Genomic DNA, 16,128 nt, shown 5'->3' on the forward strand with positions numbered 1-16,128 from the left:
TCTTTCAGAAGGCACGCCAACAGTGCCTGTAACGATCCGCATGACCGAACCGCAAAAGGACAAGCTGCGGCGCCTGGGGGGGCCAGAGTGGGTGCGGGATCGCATCGACAAGGCGAAGGAGCCCGAGAGATAGACGACCGGCGCCTCAGCGGTTCTGAGACAAAGCGGGCCTGCAAGGTGGTGGAACACCGAGCAAGCCCTGACCACAACCCACCTACAGGAGAGGTGATCATGGCTACGAAGACTGTAGCCGGTGCTGCTGCACGCAGGCCGGCGAACCATCCCCACGACTCGGCGGGAGGGCTGCCACGGCTGGCGGTAACCGCCGCTGCAACGGTTGGCCGGGAGGGCGAGTGATGCCTAAGCCCAGCTACCACGACGACGCGGGTGAAGGCGTTGAAGTCCGCATCTCTCCCGTGCTGGAGCGCGAGTACAAGCGCCGCAATGTCTTCCCAGCGCTTCGGCTGGACCACGCGTTTCGCATCGTCAACGGCGCAACCGGCGTCTATGTCGTGGCAATCGACGAGGCGCAGAAGCTGCTCGACGACGCTCGGGCGATGCAATTGGACCGCGAACTCCCGCGCGGCTTGCCGATGGCCTACGGCTGCCTCGCTCGAAACCTTGCCACCGAACTGCAGCGCGCGGAGCGTCGAGGCCTGTGGGATGACCCGGGCATCGAGGAGCTGAAGCGGCGTCTCGACGGCTCAACCGCACGATTCGCCGTCGGCGACGAATGCCTGTACTTTGACAACGAGGACGAGTATGGACGGGAAGCAAAGATCATTGAGGGCTATCGCCTGTACTCGGTTCGGGCCGATGACGGCCCCTACGTCAAAGCGACAGGACAGCGCATCAGCTACATGTACGGCTACGTGATCCAGCTCAAGGGGCATGAGCACACGTTCTTCTGCCGCCCGTTCAACCTGACGCGGGACGACTGCCAGCCAAGCTACCTCTGCCTGGCCGCTGGCGGTCAAGGCCTGACACCGGCGCTCGCCAGCCAACACGCCCACGCCTGACAATCGCACCGCCGCGCCTAGGCTGATCACCGTGAACCCGTTTCCGTGAGGGACTGAGAGGCTCGGCGCCCAACAACTTAAAAAGGCCGAAGCCAACATCCGGCCAACATCTAGCCAAGACACTTCGAGGCTAGCCGTCGAGAGTCGTGCCGTCTCATTACCTCCCATTTGGGATAACGACATGGCACAAGCACCCCGCCCCTATGGCGAATTGCCCGCGACGGGCTACGTTCGCCAAGCGCAATTAGTCCCGACACTGGTCCCATTCAGCAGCGCCACGCTGTGGCGAAAGGTCAAAACGGGCGAGTTCCCGAGGCCAGTCAAACTATCTGAGCGGGTTACTGCTTGGCGGGTGGAAGACATCCGAGCTTGGATGGCCTTGAGAGGGGCTGCGCAATGAGCTGCACTCCCAAGCGCCCCGAGAGCTGCGCACACTTGAAGCTGCTGAAGTGCGACGCCTGGATTCAGACGCAAGGGGAATGACGATGACCAATCACCGTCTCGACCCCGAGAAACTGGCCGCCCTGCAGAAGATCCGCGCCAACGTCGCCGGCATCAGCGCATCGACGCAGCGGCAGCGGCTTCAAACCGCCTTCGAGCAGATTCGCCGCATCTCAACTGCTGAGGCGCGTGCAGGCCTCGACATCCTGCACCCCGCCGCGCGGGTCCAAGAGCTGCGCGAGGAGGGGCATGAAATCCAGACGCTGTGGACTGTCATCGAGTACGAGGGCGGCGATCAGCATCGCGTGGCCGACTACCTTTGGGTGCGGGGTGCGTCGTGAGCCAGTTCGCAACCGCCGAGGCGCACACTGGACCTGGCCCGTCAGCGCCTTGCGCTGGACAGCCGCCTCAGTCAAAGCAGCTCGCCACGCTCCAGGCCCTGTTCGCGTTGCGCGGCTATGCCCTGCATCAGCTCGCCGATTCGACGTTGCTGGTGGAGCGCTGGGGCTACTGCCGCCCCGTCGCCACGGTGGAGGACGCGGCCGGCGTGCTGGCCCAACTCGGCGGCGCTCCCGCCAACTGGGTCGGTCATGGCTAACGGGCGGGGCGGTGGCCGCAAGGGCAACTCGGGACGCGACCCGGGAGCGTTCATCGCGCTGCCATGGTCCGTGATGGACAGTCCCGCCTACCTGCGGCTGAGCCACACCGCACGGTCGCTGCTGTTGGACATCGCCCGCCAGTTCGTCTCCGACAACAATGGCCGATTGCTGTGCAGCCGCGCGCACCTGGCCCTTCGTGGCTGGAAATCGGCCGATGTCATCGACCGGGCCAAGCGCGAGCTAATGGATGCCGGGCTGATCCATCAGACGGTCCAAGGCCATCGACCAAACCGCGCGAGCTGGTTCGCCGTGACTTGGCAGACGCTCGACCGGCACCCGGGGTATGACCCAGGTGCGGCGGCGACCTTCGTGCGCGGCGCATATCGCGTCCAGGCCCCGTCAAAAAACGCGGTCCTTAGTCCGTCTCACGGAATAGGGAAGGCTTCCATAGGTCCGTCTCACGGAACAGAGACCCCCACCCCTTGTCCGTCTGACGGAACTATCAGCCCTGTTTTGACCCCTCTCCCTGTTCCGTCTGGCGGACACCATCTAGAGACACCATCTGCAGGTGAGTTCAACGCGGATGCTGAGCAAGGGGACAGGGCCGATGACGACAGCGACGGCGAGCCCGAGAACACCCGCGAGCGCGACGGCGAGATGGACGCGCGACTGTTTAACCCGGTGACGGGTGAGTTCGACCCCACGCCAGAACCTCGGCCCCAGTTGGCCAAGCAGACGGCCTGCGCGCTGGTGGCGGCCGGCCTGGGCGCCATCAAGAACCGGCGCAACAAGACTGCCCGCCACGAGTGAGCCTGCAGATGCCCAAGATCACAAAGGGCCCGCGAATCGATTGGTGCCCCGGCCCAGCGGCACTCGCCGCATTGGAGATTGGGGAAGAACTTTGTCCCGGGCGCAACCGGCAAAACTTGATTGACCTTTTGGTCATCACCGGAGCGGCGGCCATCCTTGCACAGCCATGGCGGCCCCCGTCACTCCCGGCGGGCTCGCGTTACCGGTGGAAGCTCCCGACCGACCTTGCCAGCAAGAAGCCGGGAAGCTGAGGGGATGAGCGTCTACACGACCGCTATTTCACCGGGAATCTACTTTCCTTGATGCGCGTGCCGTTCAATGACACCTAACGCCGACTGCTATGAAGCCAACTTCTCCCACTGAAGATCGCGCCCAACTTCTCACGCCCCGTGAGGCTGCGCATCATCTGCTTGAGGAGGCCGCGCGCGCAGCAGTCCGCACCGGCGGAGCCCTCGGCCTGCGTCCCGTTCGCGTCGACGGTCGGCAGATGTATCGCCGGTCAGAAGTCGAGGGGTTCGCGCAGGCCACGCTTGCCGTATGACAACCACCACCTGGAGTCGAAATGGACACTGAGCGAGTTGAAGAAACACTGAAGGTCATGGCCGAGACGGTCTCCGCGCATGGCGGCGCCGTCGCGATGCTGGAGGCCGCCGTGCTTGCCCTGCTCGAACACTTCGCCAGCAACAAGGACTTTGCTGGTCTCGCTGAACATCGCATCGAAGAGGCCTACGCCAGAAGCGTAGGTGGCGACTTGAACCCCGTCGCTCATGATGAGACAGCCAACATGCGAAGCCGCCTCTTGACGGCGCTCGGCACGTCGTTGAAGGGGGGCTGAGATGCCGTGGGGCGCCGCAATCATGGCAGTTGGCACTCTGGCGTCCAGCGCCGTTCAAAGCAGCGCAGCTAAAAAGGCTGTGAACGCTCAGCAGGCCGCGACCGACACAGGGATGGCTGAGCAGCGCCGGCAATACGACCAGACCCGCGAGGACTTTGCTCCGTGGCGCGACGCTGGCAAGACGGCGTTGACGACGCTGGTCGAGGACATGGACAAACCGACTACGACGGCTGACGTCATGTCAGATCCTGGCTATCAGTTCGGCATGCAGCAGGGGCAGCGTGCGCTCGGTCAGCGCATCGCTGCGGGCGGCGGGCGCGTCTCAGGCGCTGCGCTCAAGGCCGCCACGCGCTTCGGCACTGACTACGCGTCGACCGGGTACAACTCCGCCTACCAACGCAAGCAGGAGCGTTTGCGAAGGCTGGAGAACATCGCCGGACTTGGCCAGACGGCTACTGGCGGTACGGCTAGCGCTGGCACGTCCACGACGAACGCGCTAACCAGCCTCATCACTTCTCAAGGTGACGCCAACGCGGGGTATCACGCCGCGCGAGGAGGTATCTGGGGCAACGCCATCAACCAGCTTGCGGCGATGGGTTCCCGATCACTCGGCGACGGGCCGGGCGGGGGCTATGGAGGGTGAGAGCTGGCCCTCCTATGCCGTTCCGAGTTGATCAAACTTGCTTATTGATTTCGGTTTCAGTGAAGAAGCCTAGACATGGGCAAGGGCGGGAGTAGAAGCGGCGCAGGCCGGCCGGCGTCGCACGTCAAGGCTGAGCACTGCCGGCGCATTGAGGCGGGCCGATGGGCAAGGGAAGGCCTGTTCAGTCCGGGAAGGACCGGCACCTGGAGCTGGTGGAACGCGGACTCGGGCGAACGGACGGCGAGCATCGGCTATCGCGGCGAAGGCCAGGCGGTGGCGCTGAACTTCACCGTCGACGGCCGCTCGGTCCATCAGTTCATCGCTGAGCTGCAGACCGCCTGCAATTTCGGCGGCTCGCGCTCTTGGTTCGCCTGCCCTCGCTGCCGGCGCCGCGTGGGTGTGCTGTTCCTGCGCAGCGCCGCTGGCTTCATCTGCCGGCACTGCGGCCGGGTGACCTACGGCAGCCAGAGCGACGACGAGGTCGGCAGAAGTTGGCGCAAACAGCAAAAGGCGGAGCGGCGCCTGGGCGGCGAAGGGTGGATGCGACCCAAGGGGATGCACCAGACCACGCGAGACCGGCTGACGGCGATCATCATCGAGTGCGAGGAGCGGCGGGACAACGCCCTGGCGGCGTTCGTGGCCAAGCACTTCCCCGGCGGCCTGACGCGCTGGTGAGCCGCAAGCCTATTGCTGCGCAGTACGCGCGCGCGATGCGTGCCACATGACTAGTTCCGCAACAGTCGCAACGGCTGCAGGTTGTCAAAGCCCGCAATCCCCGCAGGGAGCCAGCCGGGTTGTCCGGAGTTTCCGACGGCGCATCGACTTGGCCTGACGCGTAGTGCGTAACGAGGCAGCGGCTACTGCCGAGCTGATGAGCTCGGGGAAAACCAGTTAAGCCACCACCTTAGAGCCTGTCAGGATATGCGACACAGAAACTTACAAGACAGGGTGGAAGATGGAGCCGCGTCAAGCTGCAGAAGCGTTTAGCCAATGGGCCATGTTCGAGGGTCTTATGGGCTTCACTGGCTCACTTCCCGCGCCCCTTGCACCTGCCGTTGCGGCGCAGATTGATCCGGTAACCGATGCCGGAAAGAACGCGCTTCGTACGCGCCACGTCGTCACCGTTGGATTCAGCGATGGTGATCATGCGATTGACGTCTTTACCCGCAGAGCCTTGCCAGTTAGTCGAAAGCTGCGGGCTCTATTGCCGAATCGAATTGACGACGTGATGATTCGGTACAGGCAAGGTCATCAAACTCCGGTCGGAGGGGTCGAGCCCGCCGCACCGTTCGCAGGCCCTTCCTACACGATCCGCCACAGCCAGGTTCATGGCCGAGATGTATTCGCCTGCGGGTCGTCGATCTCCGTAGGAAACGCCAGGGACGCGGGCACCCTCGGCTGCCTTGTCAGGGACGCAGCCGGGGAGATCTACGGTCTATCAAATAACCACGTTTCGGCGAGTTGCAGCCACGCTCCTATAGGGCTCCCGATCGTCGCTCCAGGCATCTTTGACGTCCTTCCAAACAGCTTGAACCCTTTCACCTTGGGGCTACACGCGCGGGCGCTGCCCATGGTGCCGGGCACCGTGGACAACATCCAGGCGATGGATAACCGAGACGCGGCGCTTTTCAAGATCATCGACGCTGACGTGGTGACATCCTGGCAAGGGACCGCCTATGACACTCCAGCCACCTGGCAAATGCCAGTAGGAGGCATGAACGTCGAGAAGGTCGGGCGAACGACCGGTCACACCCGGGGTGTTGTTGTCTCTCAGCTCAACGGAGCTTTTCCCGTGGCGTACTCAGCACCGTTGTACAACTTCACCGGGAGTGTGTACTTCGACCCGGTGTTCGCTGTCGTGGGACTGGGGGAACTGTTTTCCGATAGCGGCGACTCGGGATCGCTGGTCACAACGGTCGACGTTGCCGGGAACCGTCATGCGGTGGGCATCGTTATTGCCGGGCTAAACGACGCAAGCGCCCCGGGTGGTAAATTGACGCTGATTCTTCCCATTGGTCCGACTCTCGACGCCCTGGGCGCACAACTAGTGTCAGGACTCAACGCATGAACATCTCTGTCGAGGATGCTGCACGGCATCTACAGAAGCGGTTCTCGGATGCGCCAGGGCTGGTCAACACCATGGCGTTCTTTGACGCGTCCGGACCTTTCATTCGGGTTCTTGTCGATCCTTCGTATTGGCGTGCCGCCGGGACGGTGCCGCGGCAGTTTGAGGGCTACCGAGTCGTGACAGAGCGTCGCGCCATCGGTGTGGCTGACCGACTGCACTGATACGACTACAGCCCACCGCTGCTTCGCCGGGGGAACAAATGGGGGAACGAACCTCAACCCCTGTTAGCCAAAGCTAGCATCCATGCGGCCTACAGCCCGATTCATGGTTCCCGCCGGAGGACCATCTGGGCGCTTTTCCAAGACACGTCTGACCGTCGCGAGCGACGCAGTCCTACGTACCGCCCATCGTCGCCGGCTTAAATTTCTTCCCGGGCGCAGGCCTCAGCAAACTTCAGGAACAGCATCGACGCGCAAGCGCGCTTGATGTCCGCATCGACCCAGTGCGTCGACGCCTTCTGGACGAGTCTGAGATCTGCGCCTTTCTTTCTGTGACGGACGGCTTCACAGCTGCCCTTGGCACACGTACTTCAGGTGCATGTAGTCGTCCAGGCCGTGCACCGAGCCCTCGCGCCCGTAGCCTGATTCCTTGACGCCGCCGAAGGGCGCAGCCTCGGCGGCGAGCGCGCCTTCGTTGACGCCCACCAGGCCGGTCTGCAAGGCCTCGGCCATGCGCCAGATGCGCCGCACGTCGGTGGCATAGAAATAGCCTGCCAGGCCGAAGGGCGTGTCGTTCGCCGCGCGGACCACATCGGTTTCGGTCTCGAAGCGCGCGATGGCGACGAGCGGCCCGAAGGTTTCCTCGCAGGCGCAGGCCATGGCGCCGTCGGCACCGATGAGCAGCGTCGGCGCGAAGTAGTTCGGGCCGAGGGCGGGCAGCCTTGCGCCGCCGACCAACTTGGTCGCGCCGCGCGCGACGGCGTCCTGCACATGGCGCTCGATCTTCTCGACGGCCCTGGCATTGATCATCGGCCCGATCTGCGAGACCGGGTCGCTGGCCGGGCCGACCTTCAGGGCCGCGATGCGGGCTGCCAGCTTCTCGACGAAGGCATCGTGCACCCGCGATTGCACGAACACGCGGTTCGGGCTCACGCAGGTCTGCCCGCCATTGCGGAACTTGGCCACCATCAGGCCGTCGACAGCGGCGTCAAGGTCGGCGTCCTCGAAGACGATGAAGGGCGCGTTGCCACCCAGCTCCAGCGAGAGCCGCTTGAGCGTGTCGGCGGCGCGGCGCGCCAGATGCTTGCCCACGGGCGTAGAGCCGGTGAAGGTGATCTTGCGCACGCGGGGGTCGTCGAGCCAGACGTCGACAACCTCGGGCGTGCGTTCACGCGAAGCGGTCACGATGTTCAGCACGCCCGCCGGGACGCCGGCCTCCTCCGCCAGCTTGACCAGCGCCAGCGAGGTCAGCGGCGTGTCCTCGGCCGGCTTGCAGACCACGGTGCAGCCGGCAGCCAGCGCGGGGGCGATCTTGCGGGCGATCATCGCCGCGGGGAAGTTCCAGGGCGTGATCGCGGCGACCACGCCGACCGGCTCCTTCAGCGCGAACATGCGGCGCCCCGGCACCGGGGCGGGGATGACCTCACCGTTGGCGCGCGTCGCCTCCTCGGCGAACCACTCGACATAGCTTGCCGCGTAGGCCACCTCGCCGCGACCCTCGGCGAGCGGCTTGCCCTGCTCGCGCGAGATCAGCCGGCCGAGGTCTTCCTGGTGGGCCAGGATCAGGTCGTTCCACCGCTTGAGGATCAGAGCGCGCTGCTTGGCCGGTACGGCGCGCCATGTGGCAAAGGCAGCGTGCGCGGCGTCGACGGCCGCGCGCGCATCAGCGGCGCCACTGTCGGGCACGGTCGCGAACACGACATCGGTGGCCGGGTCGTTGACGTTGAAGCGCCGGCCGTCGCTGGCGTCGCACCAGGCGCCGATCAGGTTGCGTCCGGGCAGGAGGTCATCGCGTTGCAAGGTGAGGGACATGGCGGTGGGCTGCGGGTTGGATGGGGTGGATGCGATCGTCTCGAACGGTTTCAGCCGGCCTCGACGAGTCCGGCGATGGCCTGGCCGAGCGCCGTGGTCGACGCGTTGCCGCCAAGGTCCGGCGTGCGCGGGCCTTGCGCCAGCACCGTCTCGATGGCCTTGACGATGGCGTCGTGCGCGGCACGGCCGGCGCCCTGCCCTTCGGTGAGGAAGTCCAGCATCAGCGCGCCGGACCAGATCATGGCGATCGGGTTGGCGATGTTCTTGCCGTAGATGTCCGGCGCCGACCCGTGCACCGGCTCGAACAGCGACGGGAACTTGCGCTCGGGGTTGAGGTTGGCCGACGGCGCCAGGCCGATCGTGCCGGTGGTGGCCGGCCCGAGGTCGGACAGGATGTCGCCGAACAGGTTGCTGGCCACCACGACGTCGAAGCGCTGCGGCTGCAGCACGAAGCGCGCGCTCAGGATGTCGATGTGCTGCTTGTCCAGGCTCACGTCCGGGAAGTCGCGGCCCACCGCGTCGGCGCGGCCGTCCCACCACGGCATGCTGATCGCGATGCCGTTGCTCTTGGTGGCCAGCGTCAGGTGCTTGCGCGGGCGGGAGCGCGCCGCCTCGAAGGCGAAGCGCAGCACACGGTCGGCGCCGTGGCGAGAGAACACGGACTCCTGGATGACGATCTCGCGGTCGGTGCCCTCGTACATCACGCCGCCGAGCGCGGTGTACTCGCCCTCGGTGTTCTCGCGCACGACGAGATAGTCGATGTCGCCCGGCTTGCGGCCGGCCAGCGGGCACGGCACGCCTTCGAACAGGCGCACGGGACGCAGGTTGATGTACTGGTCGAACTGGCGCCGGAACTTCAGCAGCGAACCCCACAGCGAGACGTGGTCGGGCACGGTCGCCGGCCAGCCGACCGCGCCGAAGAAGATCGCGTCCACGCCGCTGAGCTGCTCTTTCCAGTCGTCCGGCATCATCTGGCCGTGCTGCGCGTGCCAGTCGCAGCTGGCCCACGGGATCTCGCGCACGTCCAATGCCAGGCCGAAGCGCCTGGCGGCGGCATGCAGCACGCGCAGCCCTTCGGGCATCACTTCCTTGCCGATGCCATCGCCGGGAATGGCGGCGATGCGAAAAGTCGGGGTCGTCATGGGGTCTCCTGGTGAGGTGTCAGACGGCACGCAGCACGGGGGCCGGCCGCTGCGCGTCCAGCTCGTCGAGCCAGCCGCGCCGCAGCTCGGGCACCGCGCGGGCGAGCTGTTCGTAATAGGGGTGGTGCGGGCCGCGGTCGAAGTCGCGCCGCGCGACCTGCGTCAGCTTGCGGCCGTGCTGCATGACGACGATCTCGTCGCAGACGGCGCGCACCGTGTGCAGGTCGTGGCTGATGAAGAGGTAGGACACGCCGAGGTCGCGGCGCAACTGCGCCATCAGGTCCAGCACGGCCGCGCCGACCACCGTGTCCAGCGCCGACGTGACCTCGTCGCACAGGATCAGGTCCGGCTCCGCGGCCAGCGCGCGGGCCAGGCTGACGCGCTGCTTCTGCCCGCCCGAGAGGCCGGCCGGCAGGCGCTTGGCCAGCGACCTTGGCAGCTGCACGAGGTCCAGCAGCTCCTCGATGCGCCGCTGCAGCGCGGCGCCGCTGAGGCCTTTGTAGAACTGCAGCGGCCGCGCCAGGATGCGCTCGATGGTCTGCGAGGGGTTCAGCGCCGTGTCGGCCGACTGGAAGACGATCTGGATCCGCCGCAGTTCGTCGCGCGTGCGGTCCGCCAGCCGGGGCTTGAGCGCCTGGCCGCGGAACTCCATCGTGCCCGCGCAAGGCGCCAGCAACCCGGCGACCGCGCGCGCCAGCGTCGTCTTGCCCGACCCCGACTCACCGATCACGCCGATCGCCTGGCCGCGCTTCAGCTCCAGGTCGATGTCGCCGAGGATGGGGATCGCGGGCTGCCCGTCGGCGCCGCGCGGGCCGTAGCCGGCGGACAGGCCGCGCAGGCGCAGCAGCGGCTCGGCATCGTCGGCCAGCGGCGCCTGCGCGCGTGGCGCCGGCCGCGCCGCGGCGAGCAGGCTCTTGGTGTACTCATGCTGCGGCGCCGTGAGCAGGCGCTCCGTCGTGCTCAGCTCGCGCATGCAGCCGTCGCGCAGCACCAGGATGCGGTCGGCCATCTGCGCCACGACCGCCAGGTCATGGCTGACGTAGACCGCCGTCACCTGCCGCTCGCGCACCACGCGCCGGAAGGCGCGCAGCACCTCGATCTGCGTGGTCACGTCCAGCGCGGTGGTGGGTTCATCCAGGATCACGACTTCAGGGTCGGTGATGAGCGCCATCGCCGCCATCAGCCGCTGCAGCTGCCCACCCGAGACTTGATGCGGGTAGCGCGAGCCGATCAACTCGGGCTCGGGCAGTGCCAGCTCGCGGAACAGCGCGATCGCCTTCAGCTCCGCCTCGGCCCGCCGCAGCTTGCCGTGCAGCACGGCCGGCTCCACGACCTGGTCGAGGATGCAGCGGGAGGGGTTGAACGACGCCGCCGCGCTCTGCGCGATGTAGGCCACCGTGCGGCCGCGCAGCGCGCGCAGCTGGCGCGGCTTCAACGCCAGCACGTCGACATCGCCGACGCGCACGCTGCCACCCGAGATGCGGCAGCCACGGCGGGCGTAGCCCATCAGCGCCAACGCGGTGGTCGTCTTGCCGGAACCCGACTCGCCGATCAGTGCGAGCACCTCGCCCGGCTGGATCGAGAAGCTCAGCTGATCGACCAACTTGGCGTCGCCTGCACTGACGCACAGGCCTTCCACAACAACAGGGCTGCCCATTACCGTGCTCCGCGTTCGCGGGCCGCGCGGCCCGGCAGGTTGTCGATGACCAGGTTGACCGCGATGGTGAGGCTCGCGATGGCCATCGAGGGCACCACCACAGAAGCCCCGCCATCGGCCAGCGCGCCGATGTTCTCGCGCACCAGAGAGCCCCAGTCGGCCGACGGGGGCTGCACGCCCAGGCCGAGGAAGCTCAAGGACGCCAGCAGCAGCACGATGTAGACGAAGCGCAGGCCCAGGTCGGCCAGCATGGGCCCGGCGATGTTGGGCAGGATCTCGCGCAGCATCACGTACAGCGTGCCTTCGCCGCGGGTGCGTGCAACGGTCACGTAGTCCAGCGCGTTGATGTTGATCGCCAGCGAGCGCGCCATGCGGTAGGCGCCCGGCACGTAGATGATGGCCGCGGTGACGACGAGCATGCCGATGGATGAACCGAAGCCGGCCACCATCAGCAGCGCGAGCATCTTGCCGGGAATGGCCGTCAGCGTGTCCAGGCCACGGCTGAGCGCCGCGTCGGTCCAGCGGCCGCTGGCGGCCGCCAGCAGCGCCAGCAGCGTGCCGGTGCCACTGGCCAGCAGCGTCGCGACCAGTGCGACGCCGACGGTGTAGCGCGCGCCCTCGATGACGCGGGCCAGCATGTCGCGGCCCAGGTAGTCGGTGCCCAGCCAATGCGCCGCACTCATCGGCGCGAACACCTCGCCGCCGCCGGATGCGCCGCTGCGCGACAGCAGCGCTGGGCCGAACGCCGCGGCGAGCACCCAGAAGGCGAGCACCAGCAGCCCCGCCACGCCCACGACGCCGAATTGCGCGAGCCAGCTGCCACGGCCCCGTGGCGCCGAGCGGGGGAAGGTGCCTGAAGTGGATACGGTAGTCATCGGTGTCTCCTCAGCGATGGCGCAGCCGTGGGTTGGCGACGATGCCGCAGATGTCGGCCGCCGTGACGAGGATCAGGTAGGCGGCGCAGAACAGCATCGCGCAGGCCTGCACCAGCGGCATGTCGCGCTGCGAGACGCCGTCCACCATCAGCTTGGCGATGCCGGGGTAGTTGAAGATGGTCTCGACGATGATCACGCCGCCGAGCAGGTAGGACAGGCTCAAGGCCACGGCATTGGCGATCGGGCCTACCGCGTTCGGCAGCGCATGGGCCAGCACCATGCGCAGCGGCGACGCCCCCTTCAGGCGCACCATCTCGATGTAGGGCGCCTCGAGCTGGTCGATCACTGCGGCGCGCGTCATGCGCATCATCTGCGCGACGATCACGCAGCACAGCGTCAGCACCGGCATCGCGAAGGCGCGCAGCATCTGGCCGAGCGACTCGATGTCGTTGACGTATGACAGCGCCGGCAGCCAGCGCAGCTGGACCGCGAAAACCAGCACCGCCAGCGTCGCCACCAGGAACTCGGGCACCGAGACGACCGCGACTGCGCCGGCCGAGGCGACCCGGTCGAACCATGAGCCGCGCCACACGGCCGCCGAGATGCCCAGCGACAGCGCAATGGGCACGGAGAACAGCGCCGTCACGGCCGCCAGCAGCAGCGAGTTGGGCAGCCGGCTTGCGATCAGCTCGCCCACCGGCAGCTGCGTCGTGGCCGATGTGCCGAGCTCGCCGCGCAGCATGCCGGCCAGCCACCGCAGATAGCGCTCGGGCGCCGGCACGTTCAGGCCCATCTGGGCCCGCAATGCGGCGAGCGCCTCGGGCGTGGCCTCCTGGCCAAGCTGTTCCTGCGCCGCATCACCGGGCAGGACGGCCGTGACGGCGAACACGACCACCGAGACGGCGAGCAGCGACAGCAGCGCCAGCGCGATGCGCTGGGCGAGCAAGACAACGATGGCGCGATTCAACATGGCGACCTACCTCGGTTCACGACACGCTGGCCAGGGAACGCGCGCCGTCCGGAGGCGCGCCGCGAGTGCTTCCAACGCGGCTCATTCGAGCCAGACGTTCTCGGCGAAGTTGTAGCCCATGAGCCCACCGAGCGGGATGGGCGACAGGCCCTTGAGCTTCGTGCTGTGCGCGTCCAGGCTGGCCATGAACAACGGGATGCCGATGCCGGCTTCCTGGTGGATCAGCGTCTGCATGTCGGCATACATCTGCTTGCGCCTGGCCGTGTCGGTCTCGGCGCGCGCGGCAAGCAGCAGCTGGTCGAACTGGGGGTTCTTCCAGCGCGACTCGTTCCAGGTGGCGTCGGACTTGAAGAACTGCGTCAACAGGATGTCGGCGCTCGGTCGCGGGTTGACGTTGCCGAAGCCGACCGCGCTGTTGAGCCAGTGGTTGGACCAGTAGCCATCGGCCGGCATGCGCTTGACCTCCAGCGCCAGGCCGATGCGCTGCGCAGTCTGCTGCAGCACCAGCGCCATCTCGACGGAGTTGAGCGCGGCCGGCGAGGCGACGATGGGCACCGCGCCGGTGACGCCGGACTTCTGCAGGTGGAACTTGGCCTTGTCCAGGTCGAACTGCCGCTGCGGCAGGCCGGCGAAATGGAAGCGGTTGGTGGGGTCGATGGGCTGGTCGTTGCCGATCACGGCCTGGTCCAGCGCAATCGTCTTCTTCATCTGCTCGCGGTCGAACATGTGCTTCATCGCGAGGGCGAAGTCGGAGTTGGCGCCCGGGCCCATGTCCTTGCGCATGATCAGGTCGGAGTACTGGCCCGACTGCGTCTTGAACACCGCATAGCCCGGCGTGCTGGTGATGCGCGCGAGCGAGCGCGGGTTGACCACGCCGACCAGGTCCATGCCGCCGGACAGCAGCGCGTTGACGCGCGCGCTCTCGTCGCCGATGCCGATGAACTCGATCTCGTCGAGGTACGGCCTGCCCGGCTTCCAGTAGTTGCCGTTGCGCACGACCACCGAGCGCACGCCCGGCTTGAACTCCTTGAGCTTGAAGGGGCCCGTGCCGATGCCGGCGTTGAAGTCGGTCGTGCCGTCCTTGACGATGTGGAAGTGGAAGGTGCCGAGGATGACAGGCAGGTCCGCATTCGGCGCCACCAGCGTGACCGTGACCTCGTTGGCGCCGCTGGCCTTCACGCTCTCGATCTGATCGGCCAGCGCCTTGGCCTTGGACGCGGTGGCCGGGTCCTTGTGGCGCGACAGCGAATAGACCACGTCGGCCGGCGTGAGCGCCTTGCCGTCGTGGAACTGCACGCCCTGGCGCAGCGTGAAGACCCAGGTCTTGGCGTCCTTGGTGGCGAAGGACTCGGCCAGCGCGGGCTGCGGCGTGAGGCTGGCGTCCAGCGACGTCAGCCCGTTGTAGATCATGTTGCAGCGCGAGTAGTCGGTCTGGTTCGACTGCTTGGCCGGGTCCAGCGTGTCGGTCGCCGCCGCGGTTGCGCCGGCCACGCGGATCTTGCCGCCGCGCTTGGGCGTCTGGGCATGTGCCGACAGCGCGGTGCCCGCCAGGCTGCCGGCCAGCACGGCCTGCATGCCGCCCGCCGTCAACATCGCCAGCACGTCGCGCCGGCTCGCGCCGCGTTGCAACGCCGTCATCAACCGCTGGCTTTCATGGGGGCCGATGAGGGCCTCAAGCGCATTGCGTTCAGTCATGGTCTCGCTCCTCGTGTTGTCTTGAAAAAGAGGGGATGGGCGGCCTCAGGCGAGGCTGTCCTTGAGGCGGTAGTACAGCCCGACCGCAGGCAGGAACCACGGCGGCCCGAAATGCCCGGCGATGGCTGGCCAGTTGCGCCCGCGCCAGGGGTTGGCCTCGCGGTCGCCCGCCATCACCGCCGCCATGCGCTCGCCCATCAGCACCGACATCTGCGTGCCATGGCCGCTGTAGCCCATCGAATAGAAGAGGCCGTCGCGCTCGCCGGCATGCGGCAGGCGGTCCTGCGTCATGTCGACGAGGCCGCCCCAGCAGTAGTCGATGCGCACGCCGGCCAGGCTGGGGAACACCTGCGCCAGCGCGGCACTCAACACGCCGCCGCTCTTGGCATCCGAGGTCGGGCTGGAGATCGCGAAGCGCGCCCGGCCGCCGAACACCAGGCGGTGGTCCGGCGTGAGGCGGAAGTAGTGGTGGATGTTGGCGATCGTCACGTAGGTGCGGCGCTCGCGCAGCAGCGCCTGAGCACGCTGCTCGCCCAGGGGCTCGGTGACGACGATGAAGCTGCCGATCGGCACGATGCGCCGGCGCAGCCAGCCGAACGTGCCGTAGCCGCCATGGCGTGCCGCGCCGGTGCCGAGCAGCACCTGCGCCGCCTTCACGCTGCCGCGGCTGGTCTGCACGTGATGGGCCTGGCCTTTGCCGATGCGCTTGAGCTGGCTGACGCAGGTGCCGACGTGGATCTGCGCGCCCTGCCGTTGCGCGGCCTGCGCCAGGCCATGCGCAAAGCGCCCCATGTGCATCTGGCCGCTGCGCTTGTAGAGCAACCCGCCCTGGAAGCCCTCGCTGTCCACCTCGGCGTGCACCTGCGACGCGTCCAGGATCTCGATGTCCGTGTCGACCTGGTCGCGGCGCAGCCGGTCTGCGCTGCGCTTGAGCGCGTCCAGGTGCGCCGTGCGCGTGGCGAGCTTGAGCTTGCCGTTGCGCACGAAATCGCAGTCGATGGCCTCGTCGCGCACGATGCGCTCGACGGCGTCGACCGCCGCGTCGTAGGCGTGGTACCAGGATCGCGCCTGCGCCACGCCCACCTTGGCGGCCACCTCGGCATAGTCCACCGCCAGCCCGTTGTTGACATGGCCGCCGTTGCGACCGGACGCCTCGGCGGCGACGCGCTCGCCGGCCTCCAGCACGACGACTGAAGCGCCGCGCCGCGCCAGCGCCAGCGCTGCCGACAGCCCCGTGAAGCCGGCGCCCACGATGGCGACATCGCACTGCGCCGGCAGCGCCTGCGCCGTCGGCGTGAACGCGGGCGTCGAGGCAGTCCAGTACGACTCGAGTTTCATGGCGCG

17 protein-coding genes are annotated in these 16,128 nt (G+C 67.3%); 10 read left to right on the forward strand and 7 right to left on the reverse strand.

Going from position 1 to position 16,128, the window contains the following annotated elements; translation table 11 throughout:
- Positions 1-356 precede the first annotated feature (356 nt).
- From ASD35_RS23280 to ASD35_RS27445, 10 genes are all read left to right on the forward strand, one after another.
- Complete coding sequence (locus tag ASD35_RS23280; RefSeq protein WP_056877286.1) at positions 357-1,019, forward strand: hypothetical protein; 663 nt, start codon at positions 357-359, stop codon at positions 1,017-1,019.
- A 181-nt stretch (positions 1,020-1,200) separates the two neighbouring features.
- Complete coding sequence (locus ASD35_RS26810; protein WP_082580376.1) at positions 1,201-1,419, forward strand: AlpA family transcriptional regulator; 219 nt, start codon at positions 1,201-1,203, stop codon at positions 1,417-1,419.
- An 85-nt stretch (positions 1,420-1,504) separates the two neighbouring features.
- Entirely contained in the window at positions 1,505-1,801 is a 297-nt protein-coding gene (locus tag ASD35_RS23285) for a helix-turn-helix domain-containing protein (RefSeq protein ID WP_162254512.1), read from the forward strand.
- Positions 1,802-1,908: 107 nt separating this feature from the next.
- A complete protein-coding gene (locus ASD35_RS27435; RefSeq protein ID WP_157275720.1) occupies positions 1,909-2,058 on the forward strand; it encodes a hypothetical protein in 150 nt (49 codons plus the stop codon).
- Positions 2,059-2,131: 73 nt separating this feature from the next.
- Positions 2,132-2,869: a hypothetical protein gene (locus tag ASD35_RS26815; RefSeq protein ID WP_200956084.1), complete on the forward strand. Its 738-nt coding sequence runs from the start codon at positions 2,132-2,134 to the stop codon at positions 2,867-2,869.
- Positions 2,870-3,431: 562 nt separating this feature from the next.
- Positions 3,432-3,704 carry a hypothetical protein gene (locus ASD35_RS23290; protein ID WP_157275721.1) on the forward strand — a complete coding sequence of 91 codons (273 nt, stop codon included), beginning with the start codon at positions 3,432-3,434 and terminating at the stop codon, positions 3,702-3,704.
- A 1-nt stretch (position 3,705) separates the two neighbouring features.
- Complete coding sequence (locus tag ASD35_RS23295) at positions 3,706-4,347, forward strand: hypothetical protein (protein WP_056877289.1); 642 nt, start codon at positions 3,706-3,708, stop codon at positions 4,345-4,347.
- 75 nt (positions 4,348-4,422) lie between these two features.
- Complete coding sequence (locus ASD35_RS23300) at positions 4,423-5,022, forward strand: hypothetical protein (protein ID WP_157275722.1); 600 nt, start codon at positions 4,423-4,425, stop codon at positions 5,020-5,022.
- 280 nt (positions 5,023-5,302) lie between these two features.
- The gene (locus tag ASD35_RS27440) at positions 5,303-6,415 is read left to right on the forward strand and encodes a hypothetical protein (RefSeq protein WP_157275723.1); all 1,113 of its coding nucleotides are present in this window, start codon (positions 5,303-5,305) and stop codon (positions 6,413-6,415) included.
- Entirely contained in the window at positions 6,412-6,636 is a 225-nt protein-coding gene (locus ASD35_RS27445) for a hypothetical protein (protein ID WP_157275724.1), read from the forward strand. The genes ASD35_RS27440 and ASD35_RS27445 overlap by 4 nt, the downstream gene beginning before the upstream one ends.
- A 342-nt stretch (positions 6,637-6,978) precedes the next feature.
- Here the strand turns inward: ASD35_RS27445 and ASD35_RS23310 are convergent, their stop codons facing one another.
- The 7 genes from ASD35_RS23310 to ASD35_RS23340 form a co-directional block, all read right to left on the reverse strand.
- Positions 6,979-8,445 (reverse strand): NAD-dependent succinate-semialdehyde dehydrogenase, encoded by a 1,467-nt coding sequence (locus ASD35_RS23310; RefSeq protein WP_056877292.1) that lies wholly within the window; start codon positions 8,443-8,445, stop codon positions 6,979-6,981.
- A gap of 50 nt (positions 8,446-8,495) precedes the next feature.
- Positions 8,496-9,587 (reverse strand): tartrate dehydrogenase, encoded by a 1,092-nt coding sequence (locus tag ASD35_RS23315; protein ID WP_056877293.1) that lies wholly within the window; start codon positions 9,585-9,587, stop codon positions 8,496-8,498.
- A 19-nt stretch (positions 9,588-9,606) separates the two neighbouring features.
- Entirely contained in the window at positions 9,607-11,244 is a 1,638-nt protein-coding gene (locus tag ASD35_RS23320) for an ABC transporter ATP-binding protein (RefSeq protein ID WP_056877294.1), read from the reverse strand.
- Positions 11,244-12,119, reverse strand: coding sequence for an ABC transporter permease (locus ASD35_RS23325; protein ID WP_056877295.1), 876 nt, complete (start codon positions 12,117-12,119; stop codon positions 11,244-11,246). The genes ASD35_RS23320 and ASD35_RS23325 overlap by 1 nt, the downstream gene beginning before the upstream one ends.
- Positions 12,120-12,129: 10 nt before the next feature.
- On the reverse strand, positions 12,130-13,086 hold the full coding sequence (locus ASD35_RS23330; protein WP_056877500.1) for an ABC transporter permease: 957 nt from the start codon (positions 13,084-13,086) through the stop codon (positions 12,130-12,132).
- A gap of 84 nt (positions 13,087-13,170) precedes the next feature.
- Positions 13,171-14,784, reverse strand: coding sequence for an ABC transporter substrate-binding protein (locus ASD35_RS23335; protein ID WP_056877296.1), 1,614 nt, complete (start codon positions 14,782-14,784; stop codon positions 13,171-13,173).
- A gap of 45 nt (positions 14,785-14,829) precedes the next feature.
- Entirely contained in the window at positions 14,830-16,122 is a 1,293-nt protein-coding gene (locus tag ASD35_RS23340; protein ID WP_056877297.1) for an FAD-binding oxidoreductase, read from the reverse strand.
- Positions 16,123-16,128: the final 6 nt, after the last annotated feature.

Origin of the sequence: Pelomonas sp. Root1444 (assembly GCF_001426885.1) — a bacterium.
Lineage (GTDB): Bacteria > Pseudomonadota > Gammaproteobacteria > Burkholderiales > Burkholderiaceae_C > Pelomonas.

Bases quoted from the DNA above. Each gene is read 5' to 3' on its own strand.
- ASD35_RS23280 (WP_056877286.1), top strand. From the start codon at position 357: ATGCCTAAGCCCAGCTACCACGACGACGCGGGTGAAGGCGTTGAAGTC.
- ASD35_RS26810 (WP_082580376.1), top strand. From the start codon at position 1,201: ATGGCACAAGCACCCCGCCCCTATGGCGAATTGCCCGCGACGGGCTAC.
- ASD35_RS23285 (WP_162254512.1), top strand. From the start codon at position 1,505: ATGACCAATCACCGTCTCGACCCCGAGAAACTGGCCGCCCTGCAGAAG.
- ASD35_RS26815 (WP_200956084.1), top strand. From the start codon at position 2,132: ATGGACAGTCCCGCCTACCTGCGGCTGAGCCACACCGCACGGTCGCTG.
- ASD35_RS23290 (WP_157275721.1), top strand. From the start codon at position 3,432: ATGGACACTGAGCGAGTTGAAGAAACACTGAAGGTCATGGCCGAGACG.
- ASD35_RS23295 (WP_056877289.1), top strand. From the start codon at position 3,706: ATGCCGTGGGGCGCCGCAATCATGGCAGTTGGCACTCTGGCGTCCAGC.
- ASD35_RS23300 (WP_157275722.1), top strand. From the start codon at position 4,423: ATGGGCAAGGGCGGGAGTAGAAGCGGCGCAGGCCGGCCGGCGTCGCAC.
- ASD35_RS27440 (WP_157275723.1), top strand. From the start codon at position 5,303: ATGGAGCCGCGTCAAGCTGCAGAAGCGTTTAGCCAATGGGCCATGTTC.
- ASD35_RS27445 (WP_157275724.1), top strand. From the start codon at position 6,412: ATGAACATCTCTGTCGAGGATGCTGCACGGCATCTACAGAAGCGGTTC.
- ASD35_RS23310 (WP_056877292.1), bottom strand. From the start codon at position 8,445: ATGTCCCTCACCTTGCAACGCGATGACCTCCTGCCCGGACGCAACCTG.
- ASD35_RS23315 (WP_056877293.1), bottom strand. From the start codon at position 9,587: ATGACGACCCCGACTTTTCGCATCGCCGCCATTCCCGGCGATGGCATC.
- ASD35_RS23320 (WP_056877294.1), bottom strand. From the start codon at position 11,244: ATGGGCAGCCCTGTTGTTGTGGAAGGCCTGTGCGTCAGTGCAGGCGAC.
- ASD35_RS23325 (WP_056877295.1), bottom strand. From the start codon at position 12,119: ATGACTACCGTATCCACTTCAGGCACCTTCCCCCGCTCGGCGCCACGG.
- ASD35_RS23335 (WP_056877296.1), bottom strand. From the start codon at position 14,784: ATGACTGAACGCAATGCGCTTGAGGCCCTCATCGGCCCCCATGAAAGC.
- ASD35_RS23340 (WP_056877297.1), bottom strand. From the start codon at position 16,122: ATGAAACTCGAGTCGTACTGGACTGCCTCGACGCCCGCGTTCACGCCG.